The 19,365-nt window shown below is 39.4% G+C and carries 17 protein-coding genes; 4 read left to right on the top strand and 13 right to left on the bottom strand.

Going from position 1 to position 19,365, the window contains the following annotated elements; genetic code table 11:
* Positions 1-20: 20 nt before the first annotated feature.
* On the top strand, positions 21-797 hold the full coding sequence (gene surE, locus F3G98_RS02085; RefSeq protein WP_103616990.1) for a 5'/3'-nucleotidase SurE: 777 nt from the start codon (positions 21-23) through the stop codon (positions 795-797).
* Positions 787-1,443, top strand: coding sequence for a tRNA threonylcarbamoyladenosine dehydratase (locus F3G98_RS02080; protein ID WP_149725677.1), 657 nt, complete (start codon positions 787-789; stop codon positions 1,441-1,443). Before surE ends, F3G98_RS02080 begins: the two co-directional genes overlap by 11 nt.
* Positions 1,444-2,312: 869 nt before the next feature.
* On the opposite strand, the gene F3G98_RS02075 is transcribed toward F3G98_RS02080, so the two are convergent.
* The 9 genes from F3G98_RS02075 to pheS all read right to left on the bottom strand — a co-directional run bounded on the left by F3G98_RS02075 (position 2,313) and on the right by pheS (position 12,754).
* Positions 2,313-2,906 (bottom strand): DUF4304 domain-containing protein, encoded by a 594-nt coding sequence (locus F3G98_RS02075; protein ID WP_103642954.1) that lies wholly within the window; start codon positions 2,904-2,906, stop codon positions 2,313-2,315.
* Between the two features lie 24 nt (positions 2,907-2,930).
* Positions 2,931-3,497: an elongation factor P gene (gene efp, locus F3G98_RS02070; RefSeq protein ID WP_149725676.1), complete on the bottom strand. Its 567-nt coding sequence runs from the start codon at positions 3,495-3,497 to the stop codon at positions 2,931-2,933.
* Positions 3,498-3,518: 21 nt separating this feature from the next.
* Complete coding sequence (gene serA, locus F3G98_RS02065) at positions 3,519-5,099, bottom strand: phosphoglycerate dehydrogenase (protein ID WP_223231311.1); 1,581 nt, start codon at positions 5,097-5,099, stop codon at positions 3,519-3,521.
* Positions 5,093-5,575 carry a hypothetical protein gene (locus F3G98_RS02060; protein WP_103615803.1) on the bottom strand — a complete coding sequence of 161 codons (483 nt, stop codon included), beginning with the start codon at positions 5,573-5,575 and terminating at the stop codon, positions 5,093-5,095. The genes serA and F3G98_RS02060 overlap by 7 nt, the downstream gene beginning before the upstream one ends.
* Before the next feature lie 5 nt (positions 5,576-5,580).
* On the bottom strand, positions 5,581-7,257 hold the full coding sequence (locus tag F3G98_RS02055; RefSeq protein ID WP_103616994.1) for a 30S ribosomal protein S1: 1,677 nt from the start codon (positions 7,255-7,257) through the stop codon (positions 5,581-5,583).
* Positions 7,258-7,337: 80 nt separating this feature from the next.
* Complete coding sequence (locus F3G98_RS02050) at positions 7,338-8,162, bottom strand: 4-hydroxy-3-methylbut-2-enyl diphosphate reductase (protein WP_009294294.1); 825 nt, start codon at positions 8,160-8,162, stop codon at positions 7,338-7,340.
* The gene (gene aroA / locus F3G98_RS02045; protein WP_149725675.1) at positions 8,152-9,429 is read right to left on the bottom strand and encodes a 3-phosphoshikimate 1-carboxyvinyltransferase; all 1,278 of its coding nucleotides are present in this window, start codon (positions 9,427-9,429) and stop codon (positions 8,152-8,154) included. The genes F3G98_RS02050 and aroA overlap by 11 nt, the downstream gene beginning before the upstream one ends.
* Entirely contained in the window at positions 9,426-11,762 is a 2,337-nt protein-coding gene (gene pheT, locus F3G98_RS02040) for a phenylalanine--tRNA ligase subunit beta (RefSeq protein WP_149725674.1), read from the bottom strand. Before pheT ends, aroA begins: the two co-directional genes overlap by 4 nt.
* Positions 11,759-12,754, bottom strand: coding sequence for a phenylalanine--tRNA ligase subunit alpha (gene pheS, locus F3G98_RS02035; protein WP_103576109.1), 996 nt, complete (start codon positions 12,752-12,754; stop codon positions 11,759-11,761). Before pheS ends, pheT begins: the two co-directional genes overlap by 4 nt.
* Before the next feature lie 118 nt (positions 12,755-12,872).
* Here pheS and F3G98_RS02030 point away from each other — a divergent pair, with 118 nt between their 5' ends.
* On the top strand, positions 12,873-13,226 hold the full coding sequence (locus tag F3G98_RS02030; RefSeq protein WP_004317216.1) for a histidine triad nucleotide-binding protein: 354 nt from the start codon (positions 12,873-12,875) through the stop codon (positions 13,224-13,226).
* Between the two features lie 58 nt (positions 13,227-13,284).
* Here the strand turns inward: F3G98_RS02030 and F3G98_RS02025 are convergent, their stop codons facing one another.
* The 4 genes from F3G98_RS02025 to F3G98_RS02010 are packed head-to-tail and all read right to left on the bottom strand — an operon-like array spanning position 13,285 to position 19,148.
* A complete protein-coding gene (locus tag F3G98_RS02025; protein WP_149725673.1) occupies positions 13,285-16,164 on the bottom strand; it encodes a DNA-binding transcriptional response regulator in 2,880 nt (959 codons plus the stop codon).
* Positions 16,154-16,888, bottom strand: a complete 735-nt coding sequence (locus tag F3G98_RS02020; protein ID WP_103607950.1) for a hypothetical protein — start codon at positions 16,886-16,888, stop codon at positions 16,154-16,156. Before F3G98_RS02020 ends, F3G98_RS02025 begins: the two co-directional genes overlap by 11 nt.
* Positions 16,885-18,702 (bottom strand): excinuclease ABC subunit UvrC, encoded by a 1,818-nt coding sequence (uvrC, locus tag F3G98_RS02015; protein WP_149725672.1) that lies wholly within the window; start codon positions 18,700-18,702, stop codon positions 16,885-16,887. The genes F3G98_RS02020 and uvrC overlap by 4 nt, the downstream gene beginning before the upstream one ends.
* A complete protein-coding gene (locus F3G98_RS02010) occupies positions 18,696-19,148 on the bottom strand; it encodes a hypothetical protein (protein ID WP_021089660.1) in 453 nt (150 codons plus the stop codon). The genes uvrC and F3G98_RS02010 overlap by 7 nt, the downstream gene beginning before the upstream one ends.
* A 30-nt stretch (positions 19,149-19,178) precedes the next feature.
* Here F3G98_RS02010 and F3G98_RS10310 point away from each other — a divergent pair, with 30 nt between their 5' ends.
* Positions 19,179-19,346, top strand: coding sequence for an LptM family lipoprotein (locus tag F3G98_RS10310; RefSeq protein WP_012001408.1), 168 nt, complete (start codon positions 19,179-19,181; stop codon positions 19,344-19,346).
* Positions 19,347-19,365: the final 19 nt, after the last annotated feature.

Genomic DNA, 19,365 nt, shown 5'->3' with positions numbered 1-19,365 from the left:
AACCCTTTAAAGGATAAAATTTGAAAGAAATTTTGATAACAAATGACGATGGATTTGAGGCGACTGGCCTGCTTGCCTTAAAAGAAGCTTTAAGCGAGCTAGATGGCGTAAATGTCACGATCGTAGCTCCAAGCTCTGAAAAATCAGCCTGCGCTCACTCTTTGACGCTCACAAGGCCTCTTAGGTTTATAAAACTTGATGATGGCTTTTTTAAACTTGACGACGCAACGCCCAGCGACTGCGTCTATCTCGCACTTCATGCACTTTATAATAAAAAACCAGATCTAGTGATAAGCGGCATAAATCACGGGGCAAATTTAGGCGAGGACATCACCTACTCTGGCACGTGTGGAGCGGCGATGGAGGGCGTTTTACAGGGCATTAAAAGCATTGCTTTTTCACAGTTTTATGAAAACAACTCACTAAATGAACTTGGCTTTGAGCTAGCAAAAGAGGTCGTTAAATTTATCGTACCAAAGGTGCTAAATGATGAAATTTTGCTAAATCAAAGAGAATTTTTAAATGTAAATATCCCAGCTAGAGCTAGCAAAAATTTCAAAGGTTACGCCGTCGTGCCAGCTGGCAGACGCACCTACGCCACGCATGCCACGCTTAATCGCAACCCAAGAGGCATCGAGTACTACTGGCTTGGAAACGCCGCACTTGAATACGAAAAAGGCGAGCCAAGCGACATCAGCAAGGTAAATGAGGGCTTTGCCACGATAACGCCCATAAAACTAAATATGACCTCATACGAGAGCTTGGAGAGCTTAAAAGGGAAATTTGATGCAAAATGATAGATTTACAAGGATAAGATGGCTCTTTGGCGAGGATGGTTTTAGCAAGCTTCAAAGCGCAAAAGTACTAGTTTGCGGAGCCGGAGGCGTTGGTGGGATGTGCGTGGATGCGCTCGCTAGAAGCGGGATCGGAAGTATCACTCTAATCGATAAAGACATCTTTGACGTGACAAATCAAAACCGCCAAATTTATAGCGAAAACGTGGGTGGCATAAAGGTCGAGGAGTTTGCCAAAATTTATCCTTGTATCACGCCTATGCAGACGCTGATCACGCCTGAGTTTGTTGTTGGATTTGACTTTAGTAAATTTGACGTGGTGATCGATGCGATAGATGATATAGCTGCCAAGATCGCCCTTGCAAATGCGGTAGATCCTAACAAATTTATAGCCTCGATGGGTGGGGCAAAAAGGGTTGATCCAACCAAGATAAAGGTGGCCTGCGTTTGGAAAACATCGGTCGATCCACTAGCTAGAAAATATAGATATGAGCTCAAAAAATCAGGCTTTAGCGGTAAATTTGACGTGGTCTTTTCGGTTGAAGAGCCACTTTGCAAGCCACTTGGAAGCTTCATGGGCGTGACTGCTTGCTTTGGACTAAATTTAGCCTCATTAGCTGTTAAAAAGATAGTTGGGCAGCAAGTCTAAAATTACACTCCGAGCAAAATTTCAAATTAGAGCTGACATTTTTGGATATAAATTTAATAGTCAGCTCTACAATACACAAATTTAATAATCCAAGATGAGCAAATTCTAAAATTTCATGAATAGGCGAAGCCAAATTTTAGTAGTCAATCCTTGCGAGTGAATGAAATTTTAAAATTTGTAAAATAGTAAATTTCTATTTTTGAAATCCAGATTTTAAATTCATAAACTCTTTATCCAAAAGGGAGACAAGGGGACTCGAATTTTGCTTCTCAGGCTCACAACTGTAGGATAGACACAAAAACTCGTCCACTTATCCCACTTCTTTTTTAATCCCTCGTCTGCTTGCAGTTACAAGGTAAAGCCCGAGTAAAAACCCCTCGCACGTTAGAGGTGGCATGCGCGATAGCACTATAGTGCCGCATGCGTTTTGCTATCAAGTAAGTTTTCGCAAATTGAAAAATTTCATGAACGAGTAATTTCGGCTCTAAAATTTGAGCTAAGCTGCAAGCGAAGCCAAATTTTAGTAGTCAATCCTTGTGGGTGAATGGAATTTTAAAATTTGTAAAAATAGCTTGATTAAATTTGATTTATCCAAGAAGGAGACAAGGGGGGCTTAAATACGAAGCCGCCCCCTTATCTCCCTTTAAATACCTCAATCCTCTCGCACGTTCAAGATGTATGCTTTAATGCTGGTGCATCGCAAACCACAACAAATTTCTATTTTAAAATATGGCTTTAAATTTATAAGTCCTAAATTTTAGTAAGTAGCTTAAATAAATAAAAATTTAAAATAGGCGCAAAGTTTACATATTTATCTGATCGTATTTACTGTTTTTACAACCAAATGCGATTTATCATTTAAAATTTAACTAGCCTTTTTTATATTTTCTAAGTAGCTCATTTATCTGGTTTTCAAATTTGCTCCATCTTGCTTCACTGCCATGCTTTGCGAAGAGCCTTTTGGCATGAGAGATCAAAATTTCACTTTTGTCTTTTATTAAAAGATATTCATATATTTGATTTATCGCTGCAAGGCCGTTTTCTTCAAGTATTAGCTCTATTAAATTTTCTTCAGAGCTATTTTGCTCAAAAAATTTAAAAACAAAGCCAAGGTCATTTATTAAATTTTTATAAATTTTAGCCACGTCACTATCTGACTCTAGCTCGTAGTATGCAGCAGCTGTGCGAGTGATTTCATGTGCTCTAGCTCTAAAATGGCACTCATACTCTTTTGGCTTGCTAAGCGCTTCTTTGCCAAGAGTAGCCTCTATAAATGAGCCATAAATGCCGCAATTTATATAAAATCTCGTGCGCTCTAAGCTATTGCTGCTGCTTTTTTGAAAATTTACAACATAGATAAAATTTGGAGTATTTTTGTAGAAATTTAAAGCGCTCTTACTAAAGCCATTATCCTTAAATAGTGGCTTTAGAAGAGCGATAAGCTCGTCAAATTTCTCTTTCATAAATTTAACGTGCCAGATGTATGGTTATTTATTTGCGCGCTCGATGTACTCACCACGAACTGTATCAACGCGGATGACCTCGCCTTCTAGTACGTGAAATGGTATCTGAACTACCGCGCCACTCTCGAGAGTAGCTGGCTTTTTACCACCTTGTGTATCGCCCTTGAAATTTGGTGGAGTTTCAACTATCTTGAGCTCGACTACTTGTGGCACTTCAACGCCGATAGCATTTCCGTTGTGAAATAAAATTTCAACCATCATGCCATCGATCATCCATTTTTTAACATCACCCACGTCCTCGTCGCTGATCGCAACTTGCTCGTAAGTAGTCGTGTCCATAAACTGGCAAAACTCACCATCATCATAGAGGTACTGCATCTCTTTTTCTTCAAGATGCGGCTGCTCGCACTTATCGCCTGCGTGAAAAGTCTTTTCAAGAACCTTTCCATCGACAAAAGATTTGATCTTTGCACGAACAAAAGCTGCACCCTTGCCCGGTTTAATGTGTTGATATTCTACGATTTTATAAGGAACGCCGTCGATCTCGATCTTTAGTCCCTTTTTTAGATCGCCCATTGAATATGAAGCCATTTTTTATCCTTTCGTAATTTGTTATATAACTGCGTATTGAGCCCAAACACAAGCTTCAAGTGCGTTTAATCTCTCTAGCGTTTCTGTTTTTATATGTTCATCAACCAAGATGACTGCAAGCGCCATGCCGTGCTCATCTCTACCAAGACGGAAGTCAGCGATGTTTATCTTCTCATCAGCTAAAATTTTACTGATCTGAGCGATAACGCCTGGTACGTCGTGGTTTTTAAAGATGATCATCTTGCCTTTTGGCTTGAAGTCAGTCTTAAAGCCATTGACGGTTACTATGCGTTGTTGATTTTCCCCAAAGACCGTGCCGCCAACGCTTACGATGCCATTTTCAGTCGTAAGACGAACTGTGATCTTGTTTTTAAAGATGCTATCTCCACCTGTGCTAGTTTCGGTGGTTATGCCTTTTTCGTCGCATAAAAATTTAGCATTTATGTAGTTTATCGCATCGCCAAGGCTCTCTTTTAAAGCGCCCACAATCGCAAAAGTTAGCATTGAATTTGCATATTCGCCAATCTGCCCGTGAGTCTCTATACGGATAGCTTTGATCGCGCTTTTGTTTATCTGAGCTGCAAGAAATGCCATCTTGCTTGTAAGATCGATATAAGGCTCAACAAACGGCGGTAGATCTTCTGTTTTTATAGGTAAATTTAAAGCGTTTGGATAGCTTATACCGCGTGCTGCCAAGATAGCTTGCTCGACTGCCTCTACTGCGATGTTACGCTGCGACTCAAGGGTGTTTGCCCCAAGATGCGGTGTGACGCTTACATTATTTAGATCAAGAAGCGGATGACTTGTCGCTGGCTCTTTTGTAAAAACGTCAATGCCAGCAAATGCTATCTTGCCACTTTTTAGCCCTTCATAAAGAGCCTCTTCGTTATAAAGACCACCTCTAGCGCAGTTTATAAGCCTTACGCCATCTTTCATCTTTGTTATTTCTTTAGCGCCGATCATATCGGTTGTCTCTTTGGTCTTTGGAGTGTGGATCGTGATGAAGTCGCATGCCAAGATGTCATCAAAATTTTTAGTATATGTGCCACCCATATCGATGACTTTGGATGGATCGATGTATGGATCGTATGCGATGATATCCATGCCAAAAGCTTTTGCGCGAGCTGCTACTCTTGAGCCGATGTTGCCAAAACCGATCACACCTAGCTTTTTCTTAAACAGCTCAACCCCATACCACTTCTCGCGTTTCCAAATTCTATCTAGCTTTAGATCGTTGTGAGCGTATTCAAGTGATCTTGCAGCTGCTAGCATGTGTGCCATAGTTAGCTCAACTGCTGCAATAGTATTTGCAGTTGGGACGTTCATAGCGATGATGCCTCTTCTTGAACAGCCATCTATATCAACGTTATCCACGCCAACACCAGCTCTAACAATAGCTTTTAGTTTTTTACCAGCTTCTAAAAACGCCTCATTTACCTCAGTAGAGCTTCTAGTGATCGCTACATCAGCCTCACCTAAAATTTTTAAAAGCTCATCTTTTGGGGTATTAACTGCGTCTATTACATTTATATCTTGTTCTTTTTTTAAAAGTTCAAAACCTACTGGGTGTATCGCATCGCAAACAATGATAGTTTTCATAATTTTACCTCTCTCACACTTGAGTGGATATCATAAACTCTTAGCTGCAAAATGATATTTTGCAAAAGCCTTGAGTCTTGGGTATTTAAAAAGATCTGGCTCTTAGCCCCATCTCTTACTACAGTAAAATCAACCTCACTATTTCTTAAAGTCTGCATCAAGCAGAACATAGAGTAGATATCGTTTTTATCTATCAAAAGTTCGTATGCTGTGATCTTTGGCTTTTCTATCTTAGGTCGGTTGTATTCTATAAAAATTTCATTTACAGGCAATACGTAATCTTTTTTCTTAATAGTTGCCAGCTCGTTGATCCAGTTTTCACTGCCGGCTGTGCTTTTGGTTATATTTTGCTCATTTGTCATATTTTTTTCAGTAGTTTGGCTGAAATTTACGCTTGCAAATTTAACAAGATAAACTCCAACCAAACCTAATATCACAAAAAGCAGAACAACTACTAATAAAAGCGTGCGTCTGCCCATTTATACTAGCGTAATTGTTCTTTTATGATGTCGCCAAGTGTTACTTTGTCGTCGTTGTCGTTGATCTCATTTAACACTTCACGCTCTTTTTGTTTTGCTAAACGGCGTATGCTTAGGCGAATTCTATTTTTCTTCTCATCGATAAATGCGATAGCAGCTTCGATCTCATCGCCAATTTTTAGTGTGCTAGCATCTACGCTACCTAGATCTTCTTTGCGGATTAACGCATCGACATTATCGCCAAGCTCAACAAATACGCCGAAGTCTTTAATGTCACGGATCGTTCCTTTTACGATGTCGCCTACACTAAATTTATTAGCAAATGCTTGAACTGGACTTTGTTTTAGATCTTTTAGGCTTAGAGAAATTTTTTGCTCAGCGCTGTCGATTTTGATGATCTTTACTTCTAGCTCGTCGCCAGCTTTGAACATATCTTTGCACTTGTCATTTCTATCCCAAGATGCATCTTCGTTGTGTAGTAAGCCCTCAACGCAGCCTACTCTAACAAATGCACCAAAATTTGTGATAGTCGTCACAACACCTTTTACTACGTCGCCCTCTTTAAATTTAGCTTTAAATTCATCAAATGGCTTTGGAAGTAAATTTTTAAGGCTCACTCTTAAGCGGTGTCCTTTTGCGTCTATTTCGATGACCTCAACATCGATCTCTTGGCCTTCGCTGATGTGATCTTTTGGATTTTTGATATTTTTATCCCATGAAATTTCAGATATATGTAAAAATCCTTCAATATCATTTCCAAGATCGACAAATGCGCCATAAGGCTCGATGTTGCTAACTGTTACTTTTATAGTGTCGCCAACTTCTAGGCCGTCGCTTATGATCTCTTCCCAAGGATCTGGAGTAGCTGCCTTGATAGATAGAGATAGATGGCGTTTTTCGTTGTCATAGCTGATAACTTTAACTAAAACTTTATCGCCTTCTTTGTATAAAGAGCTAGGATTTACTGGGCCTTTGTAGCTTATCTCGCTGTAATGCACAAGTCCGTCTACGCCGCCAACATCAACAAACATACCATAAGTTGTGATTTTCTTAACTGTGCCCTCTATAACACTATCGTTTTCTACTATGTTTGATAGAGCTTCTTTGCGTTTTTTGCGATCGTCATCTAAAATTTTCTTTCTTGAGACAACGATGCTATTCTCTTCTTTATCGACTTTTATAACTCTTACTTTGTATGATTTTCCAACTACACCCTCAGCGTTTTTAAATCCACTGTGCGTTCTTGGTAAGAAAAATTCTACGCCATTTGCATCTTGAGTGATAAAACCACCTTTATTTTTTCCAACTACTTTTACGTCGATTTCGCCAGAATTTTCAGGATCGTAAGCTTCGATGAAAGCTTTAACTTTCTCTTTTCTAAGTGCTTTTTTGTGCGACACTATAGGTCTTCCATTTCTTGATCCAGTTATTACAACTTTGATCGTATCGCCAACTTTATGCGTCAGGTTGCCGTTTGCATCAGTGATCTCAGAAACATTTAAAATACCTTCTGACTTCTTGCCAACGTCGATTAAAACCTCATCGCCATTGATACTGACGATCTTTGCGTCACTATCTTCTTCAGTCTTTTTAAAAGACTCCTCTAACATCGCAGCAAAATCGATATCTTCGATATCTTCGTCTTTTGCTTTTCCTAATTGAACACTTTTGTTCACAGCCATCTTGATCCTTTAAATTTTATTATGCCAGTAGAGGCAAATTGGCTTATTATAGTTAATTGTGGCTTTAGCTAGGATAAATTTTATACTTTTTTGATTCTGTCAACGACTTTTTGTATGATCCAGTCAGGTGTGCTAGCGCCCGCACTTATGCCGCACAAATTTTTGCCGTCAAACCATGATCTTTCAAGCTCTTCTTCGCTTTCAATGAGGTAGCTATCTTCGCAGAAATTTTTAGATATTAGGTAGAGTTGTTTTGTGTTTGAGCTGTTTTTACCGCCGATTATTATCATCACGTCAGCTCTTTTTGCTAAATTTTTAGCAGCCTCTTGGTTTTCAAATGTCGCGTTGCAGATCGTATTAAAAACGCGTAACTCTTTTACATGAAGCATAAGGTAGTTTGCGATCTGCATAAATTTCTCAACTTTTCTAGTAGTTTGGCTAACGAGCGCGACCTTTTGCTTAAATTTAACGCCCTCTAGCTCGCTCTCTTCAAGTACGACATAGACATTGCCCTTGGCATACGACTTCACCCCTTTTACCTCTGGGTGATGCATGTCGCCAAAGATCACCACATCATAGCCCTCTTCGCTCATTTTTTCGCAAATTTGTTGTGGCTTTGTCACAAACGGGCAAGTTGCGTCGATCACTTTTATATCAGTCTTTTTTAGCTCTGCAAGGTCGTTTTTAGTGATGCCATGAGTGCGGATGATCGCCTTTTTCTCATCTTTTAGCTCATCTATGCCCTCAAGCGTCTTTACATTGTAGTTTTTCTCAAGCCTATTTATCTCTTCGTTATTGTGGATGAGCGGACCGATAGTTGCGGCATCTCCAGCATTTTCAGCTATCTTTATCGCCCTTTTTACACCAAAGCAAAATCCATAACTACTAGCAAGCTCAATCTTCAACTCTAGCTCCCATTTTCTTTAAAATTTCAGCAAAATTTGGAAACGAAGTGGCGATAAATTCGCTCTTTTCTATCTGCATGCCACATTTTAGCCCAAGTATGGCAAAGCTCATGGCAATCCTGTGATCTCCGTGGCTATCTATCGTGGCAAATTTAGCCTCAGAGCCATTTATGATAAAGCCATCTTCTAGCTCACTAGCATCGACACTGCACTGCTTTAGCGCATTTATAGTGACAGCTATCCTGTCGCTCTCTTTTACGCGAAGCTCTTTTGCATTTGTTAGCTTGCTTTGACCCTTAGCGCAGGCAAATGCGATGGCTAAAGCTGGGGCTTCGTCGATGAGCCACGAGATATTTTCGCTAGCCTCTACACCTTTTAAATTTGGCGAGTATCTAACTTCAATATCGCCGATATCTTCGTATTTGCTTGAGGTTTTATGAAATTTTATCTCAGCGCCCATTTTTTCTAAAACCCTGTAAGCTTCGATGCGAGTTTTATTTAGCAAGATATTTTTTAAAATAATATGCGAATTTGGGATGATTAGAGCCGCGACCGCAAAGAAAAATGCCGAGCTTGGGTCATTTGGCACATCTATGTCAAGTGGCGCAAGTGGGCCTTTCATCGGCTCTAGCGTGATCTCTAAGCCGTCACGCTTTATATCAGCTCCCATGCCTGCAAGCATGCGCTCAGTGTGGTCTCTGCTTAGCTCTGACTCGCTAAATTTGCAGCCATTTGAGTAAAGAGCTGCTAGCAAAAGCGCACTTTTTACCTGAGCTGAAGCGATCTTGCTATCAAAACTAAACCTTTTAAATTTAGTCCCTCTTATGCAAATAGGGGCGTTGTTTGCGTTGTTTGCACCATCTATCTTTGCACCCATATCATTTAGAGGCTTTGCTATCCTTGCCATCGGACGAGAATTTAAGTATTTATCGCCACTTAGCACAAAAAAGCCCTCCTGCGCAGCAAGTAATCCCATAAAAAGCCTCATCGCCGTGCCTGAGTTGCCACACTCCAAAATTTCATTTGGCTCTTTTATCCTTTGTGGCGGAGTGATCGTTATCTCAGCGCCGTTATCTTCGATCTTTGCGCCTAAGAGCTCGACTATTTTTAAGGTATTTAGCGTGTCGCCTGCTCTTAGGTAGTTTCTAACGCGAGATGGCTTGTCGCTTAAAAGCGAAAACATCGCACATCTATGCGAGATAGACTTGTCAGCTGCGATGTCATCGATGGTTAAATTTAGACTTTTTTCTAATGGATAAATTCTCATCTTATTCCGATATTTAGTTTCTCTTTTAGCTCGCTTAAAATTTTATCCATAAGCGCGTTTATATCGTCATCTTCGAGCGTTTTTTCCATATCTTGAAATGTAAATTTAAGGCTAAGGCTGATCGCGCCGTTTAGTTTTGCATCTTTATAGATATCAACTGGCAAGAACTCTTTTAGCTCTTTTAAATTTAGCCCTCTTATGCACTCATAAATTCGTCCAGCCTCGAAATTTTCAGGCACGATGAGGCTAAGATCCCTTGTAGTGCTTTGGAATTTTGAGTAAGGCACTGCTAAGATCGGCTCAAATTTAAGCTTTGCAAAATCAATCTCACAAACATAAGTTTTAGGCAGATCCCTTTTTGCCTCTACTCTTGCATCGACTCTGCCGATATAGCCGATCTTTTCGCCATTTTGATATATGTGTGCTTGCTCGTATGGGCTAAGATACGATATTTCGCGGCAAGGTTTTAGCTCAAATTTACCTATGACATTTTGCACCATCGCTGCAAATGCGTAGAAATTTGCCTCCTCGCCCTTTGCGCCGTTTATGAGTGTTGGCTCTTTTAAGAGGCCTGATACGACAAAGCCTAAATTTAAGCCTTGGTTTGCATTTTCGTCAAAAACTTCGCCAAGCTCAAAAAGTCTAACTGAGCGTTTTGAGTTTTTGATGTTTTTCTCGCTTGAGCTTAGGAGGTGATTAACAAGTGCTGGTCTAAGCGTGTTTAGCTCGTTGTTTATAGGATTTAGTATCTTGATCTTGCAAGGTTTGAAATTTAGCTCACCTAGCTCATCAAGGCTGTCAAATACGTAGTGCACGCTTTCAAAAAAGCCATTGTCGGCTGCACGGTGTCTTAAATTTAAAGCACTTTTATAGTCAAAATATGTCTTATTTAGCCTATTTTTCTCAGAGAAATTTAGTGGCGTTGAGGCGATATTGTCGATGCCTATTATCCTTACGATCTCCTCGCAGATATCATGCGAATTTACGATGTCGTGGCGAAATAGCGGCACTTTTACATTAAAGCTCTCTTGTTCGACATTTACTGCGATCTCAAAGCCAAGTTTCTTTAAAATTTTAACGACATCATTTCTTGCAACCTCTTGACCGATCATATTTTTAAGCTCGCCAAGTGAGATGCTAAGCGTGATAGGCTCGGTGTTTAGAAGTGATTGCTGTGAGCCTGCAAAAAGACTTAGGCTATCTTTAAAGCCAGCTAGCCTTTTAAAAAGATAGTCCGCCCCGTAAGCTAAATTTGGCTCGCTACCACGGCTTGAGCGATACACTTGATCGCCTTTTGGTAAATTTTTATTTTCAAAAATGGCTTTTGAGACAACATCTGGTTTTACATAGCTAGCCTCTACCAAGATCACCTTTGAGCCCTCATCGACCCTAGCCTCATCACTTTGGTAAATTCCAGCAACGCCTAAATTTTTATCCTCACAAAAGACCACGCACTCACCATTTTCGCCATTTTTGATGTCAAAAACTGCCTTTTCGCCCTCGCCCACAAGCTTAGCATGATCATAAGCTCTAAATAAAACGCCTGTGCAAAATGTCGCGTATTCAAGCAGTCTTTCTACTAAATTTGTCTTTTGGCAATCAATTAGAGCTAACCTCAACCTAGTTAATAAATTTTCACTTAATGCATTTTTTAGCTCAAATGCTTTATACAAAAACGAGCCATTTACCTTATCTTCAGTTCGCACAGACGCGATCCTACCGATGCCTAGTAAATTTTCGCTATCTTCATTTTCATGGCTATCTTTCATATTTAGATCAAGTGCGGTGCAAATTTCTCTTGCGATGCCGTGTAAATTTTGACAGTCGCCTCTGTTTGCTGTGACATCAACCTCGATGATCACATCTTTAAACGCTTCAAATTCGCCAAGACTTGTGCCAAGTTTTAGCTTGCCTATGCTCTCATCAAGCGGCAGGATACCGTCATTTGTCTTAGGTAGTCCTAGCTCAGTTGAAGAGCAGATCATACCGCATGACTCGATGCCTCTTAGCTTTGCCTTTTTGATCTCAAGACCATTTGGCATCGTCGTGCCAATGAGAGCGACTGGCACAAACTGACCAGCCTCGACGTTTTTAGCCCCACACACGATCTGAAGCGTTTCGCTGCCAACATCAACCTGACAAACGCTTAGCTTATCGGCGTCTGGGTGCTTTTCTCTACTTTTTACGTAGCCAACTACGATGCTCTTTGGCAAATTTATCTCTTTATAGCTATCAACTTCTAAACCGATTGAATTTAATGTCTTTGAAAGTGTCTCGCCGCTAACCTCGCTAAGGTCGATCCACTCGTTTAACCAATGCTTTGAAATTATCATTTAAACTGCTCCAACAATCTTAAATCTCCCTCAAAAAGTGACCTTAGATCAGGCACTCTATGAAGCAACATCGCAAATCTCTCAACGCCAAGGCCAAAGGCATATCCGCTTACATTTTTATAGCCAACCGCCTTAAATACATTTGGATCAACAACGCCGCATCCAAGCACCTCAAGCCAAGTAGTCTGCTTGCACACCCTGCAGCCCTTGCCATGGCAAAATATACAACTAATATCAACCTCTGCGCTAGGCTCCGTAAATGGAAAGAAGCTAGGGCGAAAACGCACTTCAACATCGCCAAACATGTGTTTTAAAAAGCCCTCAAGCATTGATTTTAAATTTGCAAAGCTAACTTTCTCGGCATCCTCCACCACAAGGCCTTCTACCTGGTGAAACATCGGTGTATGCGTTAAGTCCATATCACGTCTAAAGACCGTACCTGGCGCTATCATGCGGATAGGCGGCTTTTGATTTAGCATAGTTCGCACCTGAACTGGGCTCGTATGCGTCCTTAAAAGCCTAAAATCATCTAGGTAAAATGTATCTTGCATATCCCTTGCTGGGTGGTATTTTGGTAAATTTAGCGCCTCAAAGTTGTGAAAATCATCTTCTATAAGCGGCCCAGTCTCGAGCGAGAAATTTAGAGCTAAAAAATACTCAATTATCTTATCCATCGTGGCCATCACTGGGTGCAGCGCCCCGCTAGCAACAGGCTCGTTAAAGAGCGTAATATCAGCGGCCTCTTTTTTCATCTTGCTATCTATCTCTTGCTCGCTAAGCTCAGCCTTTTTAGCTTCTATAAGCGCGCTTAGTTCATCTCTTTGCTTGTTTAAATTTGCTGCAAATTCCTTTTTCTCATCCTCGCCAAGCTCTTTTAGCTTTGCAAAACCTTGCGCCAAGATGCCCTTTTTGCCAAAAATTTCTACCCTGACCTTCTCAAGATCATCAAGAGTTGAAATTTCATTTTTGATTTTGTTAATGAAATCTTGCAATTTTTTACCTTTATGAATTTTTGCATCGATTTTATAGAAAAAGAGTTAAAATCAAGATAAAAAGCGCGAAATTTAAGCACACTTTGATATAATTTCTCAAACTTTCAAAGGAGCTAAAATGACCATATTTGAAAAGATCGTTGCTGGTGAAATTCCTTGTAACAAAGTGCTTGAAAGCGAGAAATTTCTAGCTTTTAATGACATCAACCCAAAAGCGCCGATCCACATCCTCATCATTCCTAAAAAACACTACAAAAACTTCCAAGAGATGGATCCAGTTTTGATGGGTGAGATGACTAAATTTATCCAAGAAGTGGCGAGCTTAATGGGCGTTGATAAGAGCGGATACCGACTCATAACAAACTGCGGCGAAAACGGCGGTCAAGAGGTCATGCACCTGCACTTTCACCTACTTGCTGGCGCAAAACTTGGCTGGAGCGAAGGCGTAGCTGATCCACAAAGCACATTTTAAAAATAAAATTTAGACTCTTTTTGAGTCTAAATTTCACTTCAAATTTTTACTTCAAAACTCAAATCTTAAATTTTATAAACTTAAAGTTGTTCTTTAGTTCATTTTGGGTCGAATTTATCTCGCCAAGCTCTGATTTTACGAAGTTTGTAAGCTCTATCTTGCTCACGCTTGGAGATAGGATTTTTATATACTCTTTTTGATTTTTAAGCTCTAAGTTGTTGCTAAAAAGAAGCACTCTAGCATCTAGCTTTAGCCCAGCTCTAAGCTCAGATATCGTAGCTAAAAGCTCTTTTATATCAAAGCCCTCCGCCGTTTCATCCACAAGTGCTAGTGAGCAAGGTTTTGTCTTTATCTTTATCAAAAGTTCGCTAAAGCTATTTGCGATCTCAAGCGTGTTTTGAAACTCGCCAAGAGCGCCAGCAAATATCTTATTTTCAAGCTTCGTGCTCTTGTAAATAACGATATTTTCATTTTTACTAAAGTATCTATTTTCTTTACTTGGCTTATAGTTTTTTATAAATTTAGGCAAAATTTGATTTAGCTCATCTTTGCTAAAAGGCTTTCTGATCTTCTCATCAAACGCTGGCAGCAGCTCTCTTTCAGGGATGTTTGAGGTATTTGAGACCACGGCGACCAAATTTATCTTCTCTTCTTGAAGCGATCTTATCTCTTTTACGAAATTTGCCACGCCATTTTCAAAAAATGAAGCATCGATAAAGGCTGCGTTAAATCTATTTAAAAGCAGTGCTTGTTTAAGCTCTTTGTGGCTGCTAACGCCTATGACTTCGCAGTCTAGGAAGCTAAAAGCACGTGAAAACATCTCAAGACTAAGTGGGTTTTTGTCGCATAGCAAAAAGAGCACCTTCTCTTCAGCCAAGCTCTCGCCCCTATTTTTCTCCATATAGACAAGCCTTGCAACGCTAAGTGGCGTGAGTGGATCTTTTAGCAAGACCGCATTTTTTATATTTATATTTTTACTAGCACTTTGCCTTGCAAAGACGATATCGTAGTTTTTCGCTAGTGCTTGGTTGTTTGAGATGATATTTTGAAACCTAAGTCCCATATCTTCTAAGGTGGCTGCGAAAAATTCATTATATTTTGCATTTATATCAGGCAGATACGCGATCCTTAGCTCGTGATTTAGGCTGAAATTTTGCAGTTTTTGCACCTTTTTTAGACTAAGGATAAATTTAAACTCATTACCAGCTCCACCAAGTGTGCTTATGTCAAGGCTTGAGTTAAAAAGCTTTAGATAAAAGCTAGCAAGTCTTAGATAAAACTCGCTCTCTTCATCATTTATCTCGCTTTCATCTTCTGTGTTTAAAGCTTTTATCTGCTCTTCATTTATGAAAATTTGATTTGTCCTTATCTTTGTTTCGATGAGCAAAAGACCGCTTTGACTAAGAGCATCGCTGACATTTTTTATCTCCACTATCAAGTTGGCAAATTTATCGCATTTTGTCACGACAGCTTGCATGATAGAGCCAAAGACGACGCTTATCTTCTCGCTATCGCCCTCTAGCTCGTCGCTAATGTTTGCATCAAGATAGGTTAAGAAATTTAGCTTTTTCTCTTGCGTGAAAGGTATCTGCGCTTCAAGGATATTTGAAAACAAAATTTGTGGGTTAAATGGCTTTAAATTTAGGCTTATCTCGCCATTTTTGCTATCAAGCAAGCCTTTTATATTGCTATAATTTATCGCGATTATCTGGCTATTTTTTTCTAAATTTTCAAAAACAAGCTCATTTTTTACCACGTTTTCATCTTTTTTTAGCGTAGCGACCGAGCTTAAAATTTGCTCTTTTGAGAGGTAAAATTTCTTATTTAGCCTAACTAGCAGCCTATCTTTTATCGCTGTAAAGCTTCTTTCTTGCTCATACTTTTGAAGTAGCTCTTTATATAGCGCGATGAAATTTTCTATTAAATTTTGTGGATTTCTATCTCCTCTTTTTAAAACCTCATCTCTTACAAGCTTCATTTTTTGGTTTAAATTTTCTAAATTTTTTAGCCAGATATATGTTTTATAGCCAGCGTAAAAGAGCCAAAGTGAAAGAAAAAACATCAAAAATGTTAGACTAAGCACCTTTACTCTAAAGTTATCATTTAGTCTCTTTAGCTCGTCACTTAAGACATTTGCTATCTTGCTAAAGAGCTTGGCTCTATTGCTTTCAAAGGTATATATCTGCAAAATTTCATCACGTGTTAGCTCATTTTTTAGCTTTAGCTTAAGGCGGATCTCGTCATAGCCCTGAGAGGTCTCTATATTATCAAGCCTATCTATATCTCTTATTATGTTGTCTTTTATATCGCCATTTGGGAGCAAATTTGCATTTATATCGTTGTATTTAAGGCTATCTAGAGATTGTTTTAGCGAACTTTCGGTAATTTTTTCTTTGCCCATAAGCACAGCCAAGATATGCTCTTTTGTGGTATTTACGTTTTGAAGCAGCTCATAGGTTCTAAGTAAAGAGAGTATATAGCGCTTGATATCAATATCTAAAGCAACATCTCTAAATAAAATTTGCCCACTTTCAACAGCAGAATTTGCTAACTCAACAAAGCTAAGAAACGAGAGATTAGAGCTCTCCCAACTTGCATTTGCGTTTTTTAAAACATCATTTAGCCTATCTCTCATTCTTATGTCATCTGATGTGTTAGAAAGAGTGTTTGATAAACTTTTTACAAACAAATTCTTAGCAGCATTTGCCTCTCTTAAAGCCGTCTCGTCTTGTGGCGACCTAGTTTTTTCATATCTTTCGTAAGCTATTCTTTCTGAAACGATCGCATCTAAGGTTTTTCTTATCAAACTTTCTCTTTTTACCTCGCTATTTATGCCATAAGAGATCCTAAATTTATCAAAGTAGAGAGCGCCACTATAAAAGCAAGCCATAGCCGCCAAAAATATCGGCAAAAGAACTAAAAATTTACTAACCCTCATTGCCAAGCCTTTTTGAAAATTTATTGCAAAGTGTGCTTATTTCGCTTAGTCTTTCATTTATCTGAGCGATTTTTTTAATCTTGTTTGGTCTAGTAAGAAGCGCATCGAAATTTGCCACAAGCGGAGTGATCTTTAAATTTAGCGCTGGCTCTTTTAAGATCTTTATGCTCTCTTCTAAAAATTTAGCATCTCGCGCTTGCACCGCACTTTGGATAAAGATCATCTTATCTTTTGCCTTACTTAAAAATATACCAAGGTAGGTCGCAAACTCGCTTTTGCTTAAATTTAAAAAGCTAGCAGTTTCGCTAAACCAGCTCTCGTTTAAGACCTCTTCTTCTTTGTCCAAAAGCTCTTTTTCATCGACCTTTAAATTTGGCAAGCGAAGTTTGGTCTTTGCTTTTATCGCAGCTTGCTGGTTTTGGCTGTAAATTTCTGTTTGATCGAGGATCAAAAGCTCAAAATACTCTTCATTTTTTACTGAGCTGATCTTTGAAAATTTAAGCGTCGCATTTAAAATTTTGCCGTTTTTGGTCTTTAAATTTACTCTTAAATTTGGTCTTTTAGCTAGATAATCTATAAAAACTCCAGACTCTTTGTAGTCTAAAACTAGCTCGTCAATATCTTTATGCTCGCTTAAAAACTCCCTTATATCTTTAAATTCAAGCAGGCCAAGAGAGATATCTCCCATCGCTAAAATTTGACCGTTTTTGTCGTATATTATCACTTCAAATTTCCTTCTTTGAGCGTTAAAAGCTTTGCTGCTACGCTTTTGTTTGTTATTTTTGCCACTTCGTCTAAATTTGCTTCGCTGATTTTATCAAAACTTCCGTAAAAGCTGATTAATTTCGCGATACTGCCCTCAGAAACGCCAGCTTGTCTTAGCACTGATCTTTGCATATCGTTTTTCTGCCTTGTTTTTCTGTGAAAACTGATGACAAATCTATGGCTCTCGTCGCGCATTTTTTGAAAAAACTGCAGCTTTTTATCGCTCGTGCTTAGGCTAAAGCTGCCATTTTTTGTATAAATTTTATCTTTCGCCTCGCCTTTTGCGCGGTGAGCTTTGGCATCGATCTTTTCTTTTGAGATAGCGATCACATCGACGTTTGCGCCGCTACTTGCTAAAATTTCGCAGGCTAAGCTTAAAAGCGCCTCGCCACCATCAATAACCCAAAGATCAGGTGGGCTAAGCTTATCAAACCTAAGTGCCCTAGCAGTTAGGCTCTCTCTCATCTGGTCGTAGTCGTTTTTAGAGCCAAGGTGCATGTGGCGGTAGTTTTGCTTCGCCCACTCGCCATGCTCATAGCGCACCATCGCCCCCACACTTGCCTCGCCAAAAAGGTGCGAGTTGTCGTAAGCCTCGACCACGTAAGGCGTGTGAGCTAGATTAAAATACTCTTTTATCTCGTTTAAGAGCTCGTTATCGTGTGTTTTTAGGTATTTTTCGATGCTAACTTCGGCGTTTTTGGTGGCGATCTCACAAATTTTACGCTTATCGCCTATTTTTGGGCAAGTGATGCTAAATTTACGCCCAAACCTCTCGTTTAAAATTTCCTCCACTAGCTTACTATCTTCAAAGTCTTCGTGGACGTAAATTTTGGTGCTGATTATTGGCTGACCGGCGATGAAGCTTTTTAAAATAGCCTGCTTATAAGCCTCGTTTATCTCGTCTTTTTGAGCGTTTTTAGCCTGTGTGATATCGGTTTTTACGCCTGTTATCTTGCCACTTTGCACGCTAAATCTCACCGCACAGATCATATCGTGCACGCAAGCGACCGAGTAGGCCTCAAAGTCCTCAAGCTTGGCAAGATCGACTTCGACCTTTGTTTGCATATTTTTAAGCGTTTGCATCTTATCTCTAGTCGCGGCTGCTTGCTCGTAGTCTTCGGCCTTGGCGTAGTTTAGCATGAGCTCTTCAAGGCGAGCGATTAATAAATTTGGATTTTGCAAAGCGGCTGTGGCATCAGCAACTATTTTGGCATAGCTCTCTTTTGAAATTTTGCCCTCACATGGGGCATGGCAGCGTTTTAGCTGGTGAAAAAGGCAGGCTTTTTTGCCTTTTACGCAGGACTTTTTTTGAACTAGGTTGAAATTTAGATAAAGCGCCTCAAGTAGTTCGCCAGCTCCACTAAAATATGGTCCAAAATAGCGTATATTTGAGCCTTTTACCACCTTTCTAGTGATCTCAAATCTAGGAAATTCGTCATTTAAATTTATAAAGATATAAGGGTAGGTCTTGTCGTCACGAAGCAAGATGTTGTATTTTGGCTTAAGCTGCTTGATGAATGAATTTTCAAGTATAAGCGCGTCTGCCTCGCTTGGCGTGACGATGTATTCAAGATGAACGGCCTCGCTTATCATCTTTGAAATTCTTGGGCTTAGCTTTTCAGCTGGAGCTAGGCTTGGGGTAAATTTAAAGTAGCTTTTGACCCTGTTTTTTAAAATTTTGGCCTTGCCGACATATAAAAGTCTGTTTTGAGCGTCAAAATACTGATATACGCCAGGCTCGTTTGGAAGCGTTCTTATCTCGTCTATCAGCATCTTGCCTGCTCGTTTTTCTTTAGCAAAATTTCTCTTAGCTCTTCAAATTTCTTATAAATTTGCTCATTTGTGGCTAAATTTTTAAACTCGCCTTTGCTGGCTGGAGTGATAAAATTTGATCTTTGCGTAGGTTGAGGCGTGAAAAATTTTAGATATTTGCTCACGATAAATCTTATATTTTCTTCTTTTTTATTTTTTATATAGTTGATCTCGCTAAGAGGTTTTGGCTCGATGACGCTTGCAAAAATGCTATTTTTATTAAATTTGCAAAAGGTTTTTAATAACCCTTTTATATCATTTATACTACTATCACGTCTAAGCTCCAAAAGCCCTGAGGGATGAGTGAGAACGAAGGTTAAAATGCCTTCTCTAACATAGCAAAAAGCTATGTAAAATCGCTTTGCTTTACCCATTAGGCGAAGAAGCTCTTGGCACTCGTCTGCCATGCTTAATTTTTCTTTATACAAAGGATTTTCGTGGATAGCATCTATCATAAATTTGGCGTTTTTCATAAGGCAATCTTATCATCTTTTATTTTAATTTTCGCTCTTTTTGCACTTAGTGGCTGCGGCTACAAGGACGATCCATTTTATGGCGATGCACCTGTAAAAGAGAAAAAAACTGACAAGATCAATAAAATTTGATCTTAAATTTGGCGTAAGA

This window comes from Campylobacter concisus (genome assembly GCF_902460895.1).
Taxonomy (GTDB): Bacteria; Campylobacterota; Campylobacteria; order Campylobacterales; family Campylobacteraceae; genus Campylobacter_A; species Campylobacter_A concisus_BC.
Note: the sequence above shows the minus strand (reverse complement) of the source record. Positions and strands in the feature narration are given on the sequence as shown.

What these genes read in the sequence shown, in the direction of transcription:
- aroA (WP_149725675.1), bottom strand. Translation starts at nt 9,429, where the DNA reads ATGAGAATTTATCCATTAGAAAAAAGTCTAAATTTAACCATCGATGAC.
- F3G98_RS02055 (WP_103616994.1), bottom strand. Translation starts at nt 7,257, where the DNA reads ATGGCTGTGAACAAAAGTGTTCAATTAGGAAAAGCAAAAGACGAAGAT.
- F3G98_RS02025 (WP_149725673.1), bottom strand. Translation starts at nt 16,164, where the DNA reads ATGAGGGTTAGTAAATTTTTAGTTCTTTTGCCGATATTTTTGGCGGCT.
- F3G98_RS02075 (WP_103642954.1), bottom strand. Translation starts at nt 2,906, where the DNA reads ATGAAAGAGAAATTTGACGAGCTTATCGCTCTTCTAAAGCCACTATTT.
- F3G98_RS02030 (WP_004317216.1), top strand. Translation starts at nt 12,873, where the DNA reads ATGACCATATTTGAAAAGATCGTTGCTGGTGAAATTCCTTGTAACAAA.
- F3G98_RS02010 (WP_021089660.1), bottom strand. Translation starts at nt 19,148, where the DNA reads ATGGCAGACGAGTGCCAAGAGCTTCTTCGCCTAATGGGTAAAGCAAAG.
- efp (WP_149725676.1), bottom strand. Translation starts at nt 3,497, where the DNA reads ATGGCTTCATATTCAATGGGCGATCTAAAAAAGGGACTAAAGATCGAG.
- F3G98_RS02060 (WP_103615803.1), bottom strand. Translation starts at nt 5,575, where the DNA reads ATGGGCAGACGCACGCTTTTATTAGTAGTTGTTCTGCTTTTTGTGATA.
- uvrC (WP_149725672.1), bottom strand. Translation starts at nt 18,702, where the DNA reads ATGCTGATAGACGAGATAAGAACGCTTCCAAACGAGCCTGGCGTATAT.
- pheT (WP_149725674.1), bottom strand. Translation starts at nt 11,762, where the DNA reads ATGATAATTTCAAAGCATTGGTTAAACGAGTGGATCGACCTTAGCGAG.
- F3G98_RS02080 (WP_149725677.1), top strand. Translation starts at nt 787, where the DNA reads ATGCAAAATGATAGATTTACAAGGATAAGATGGCTCTTTGGCGAGGAT.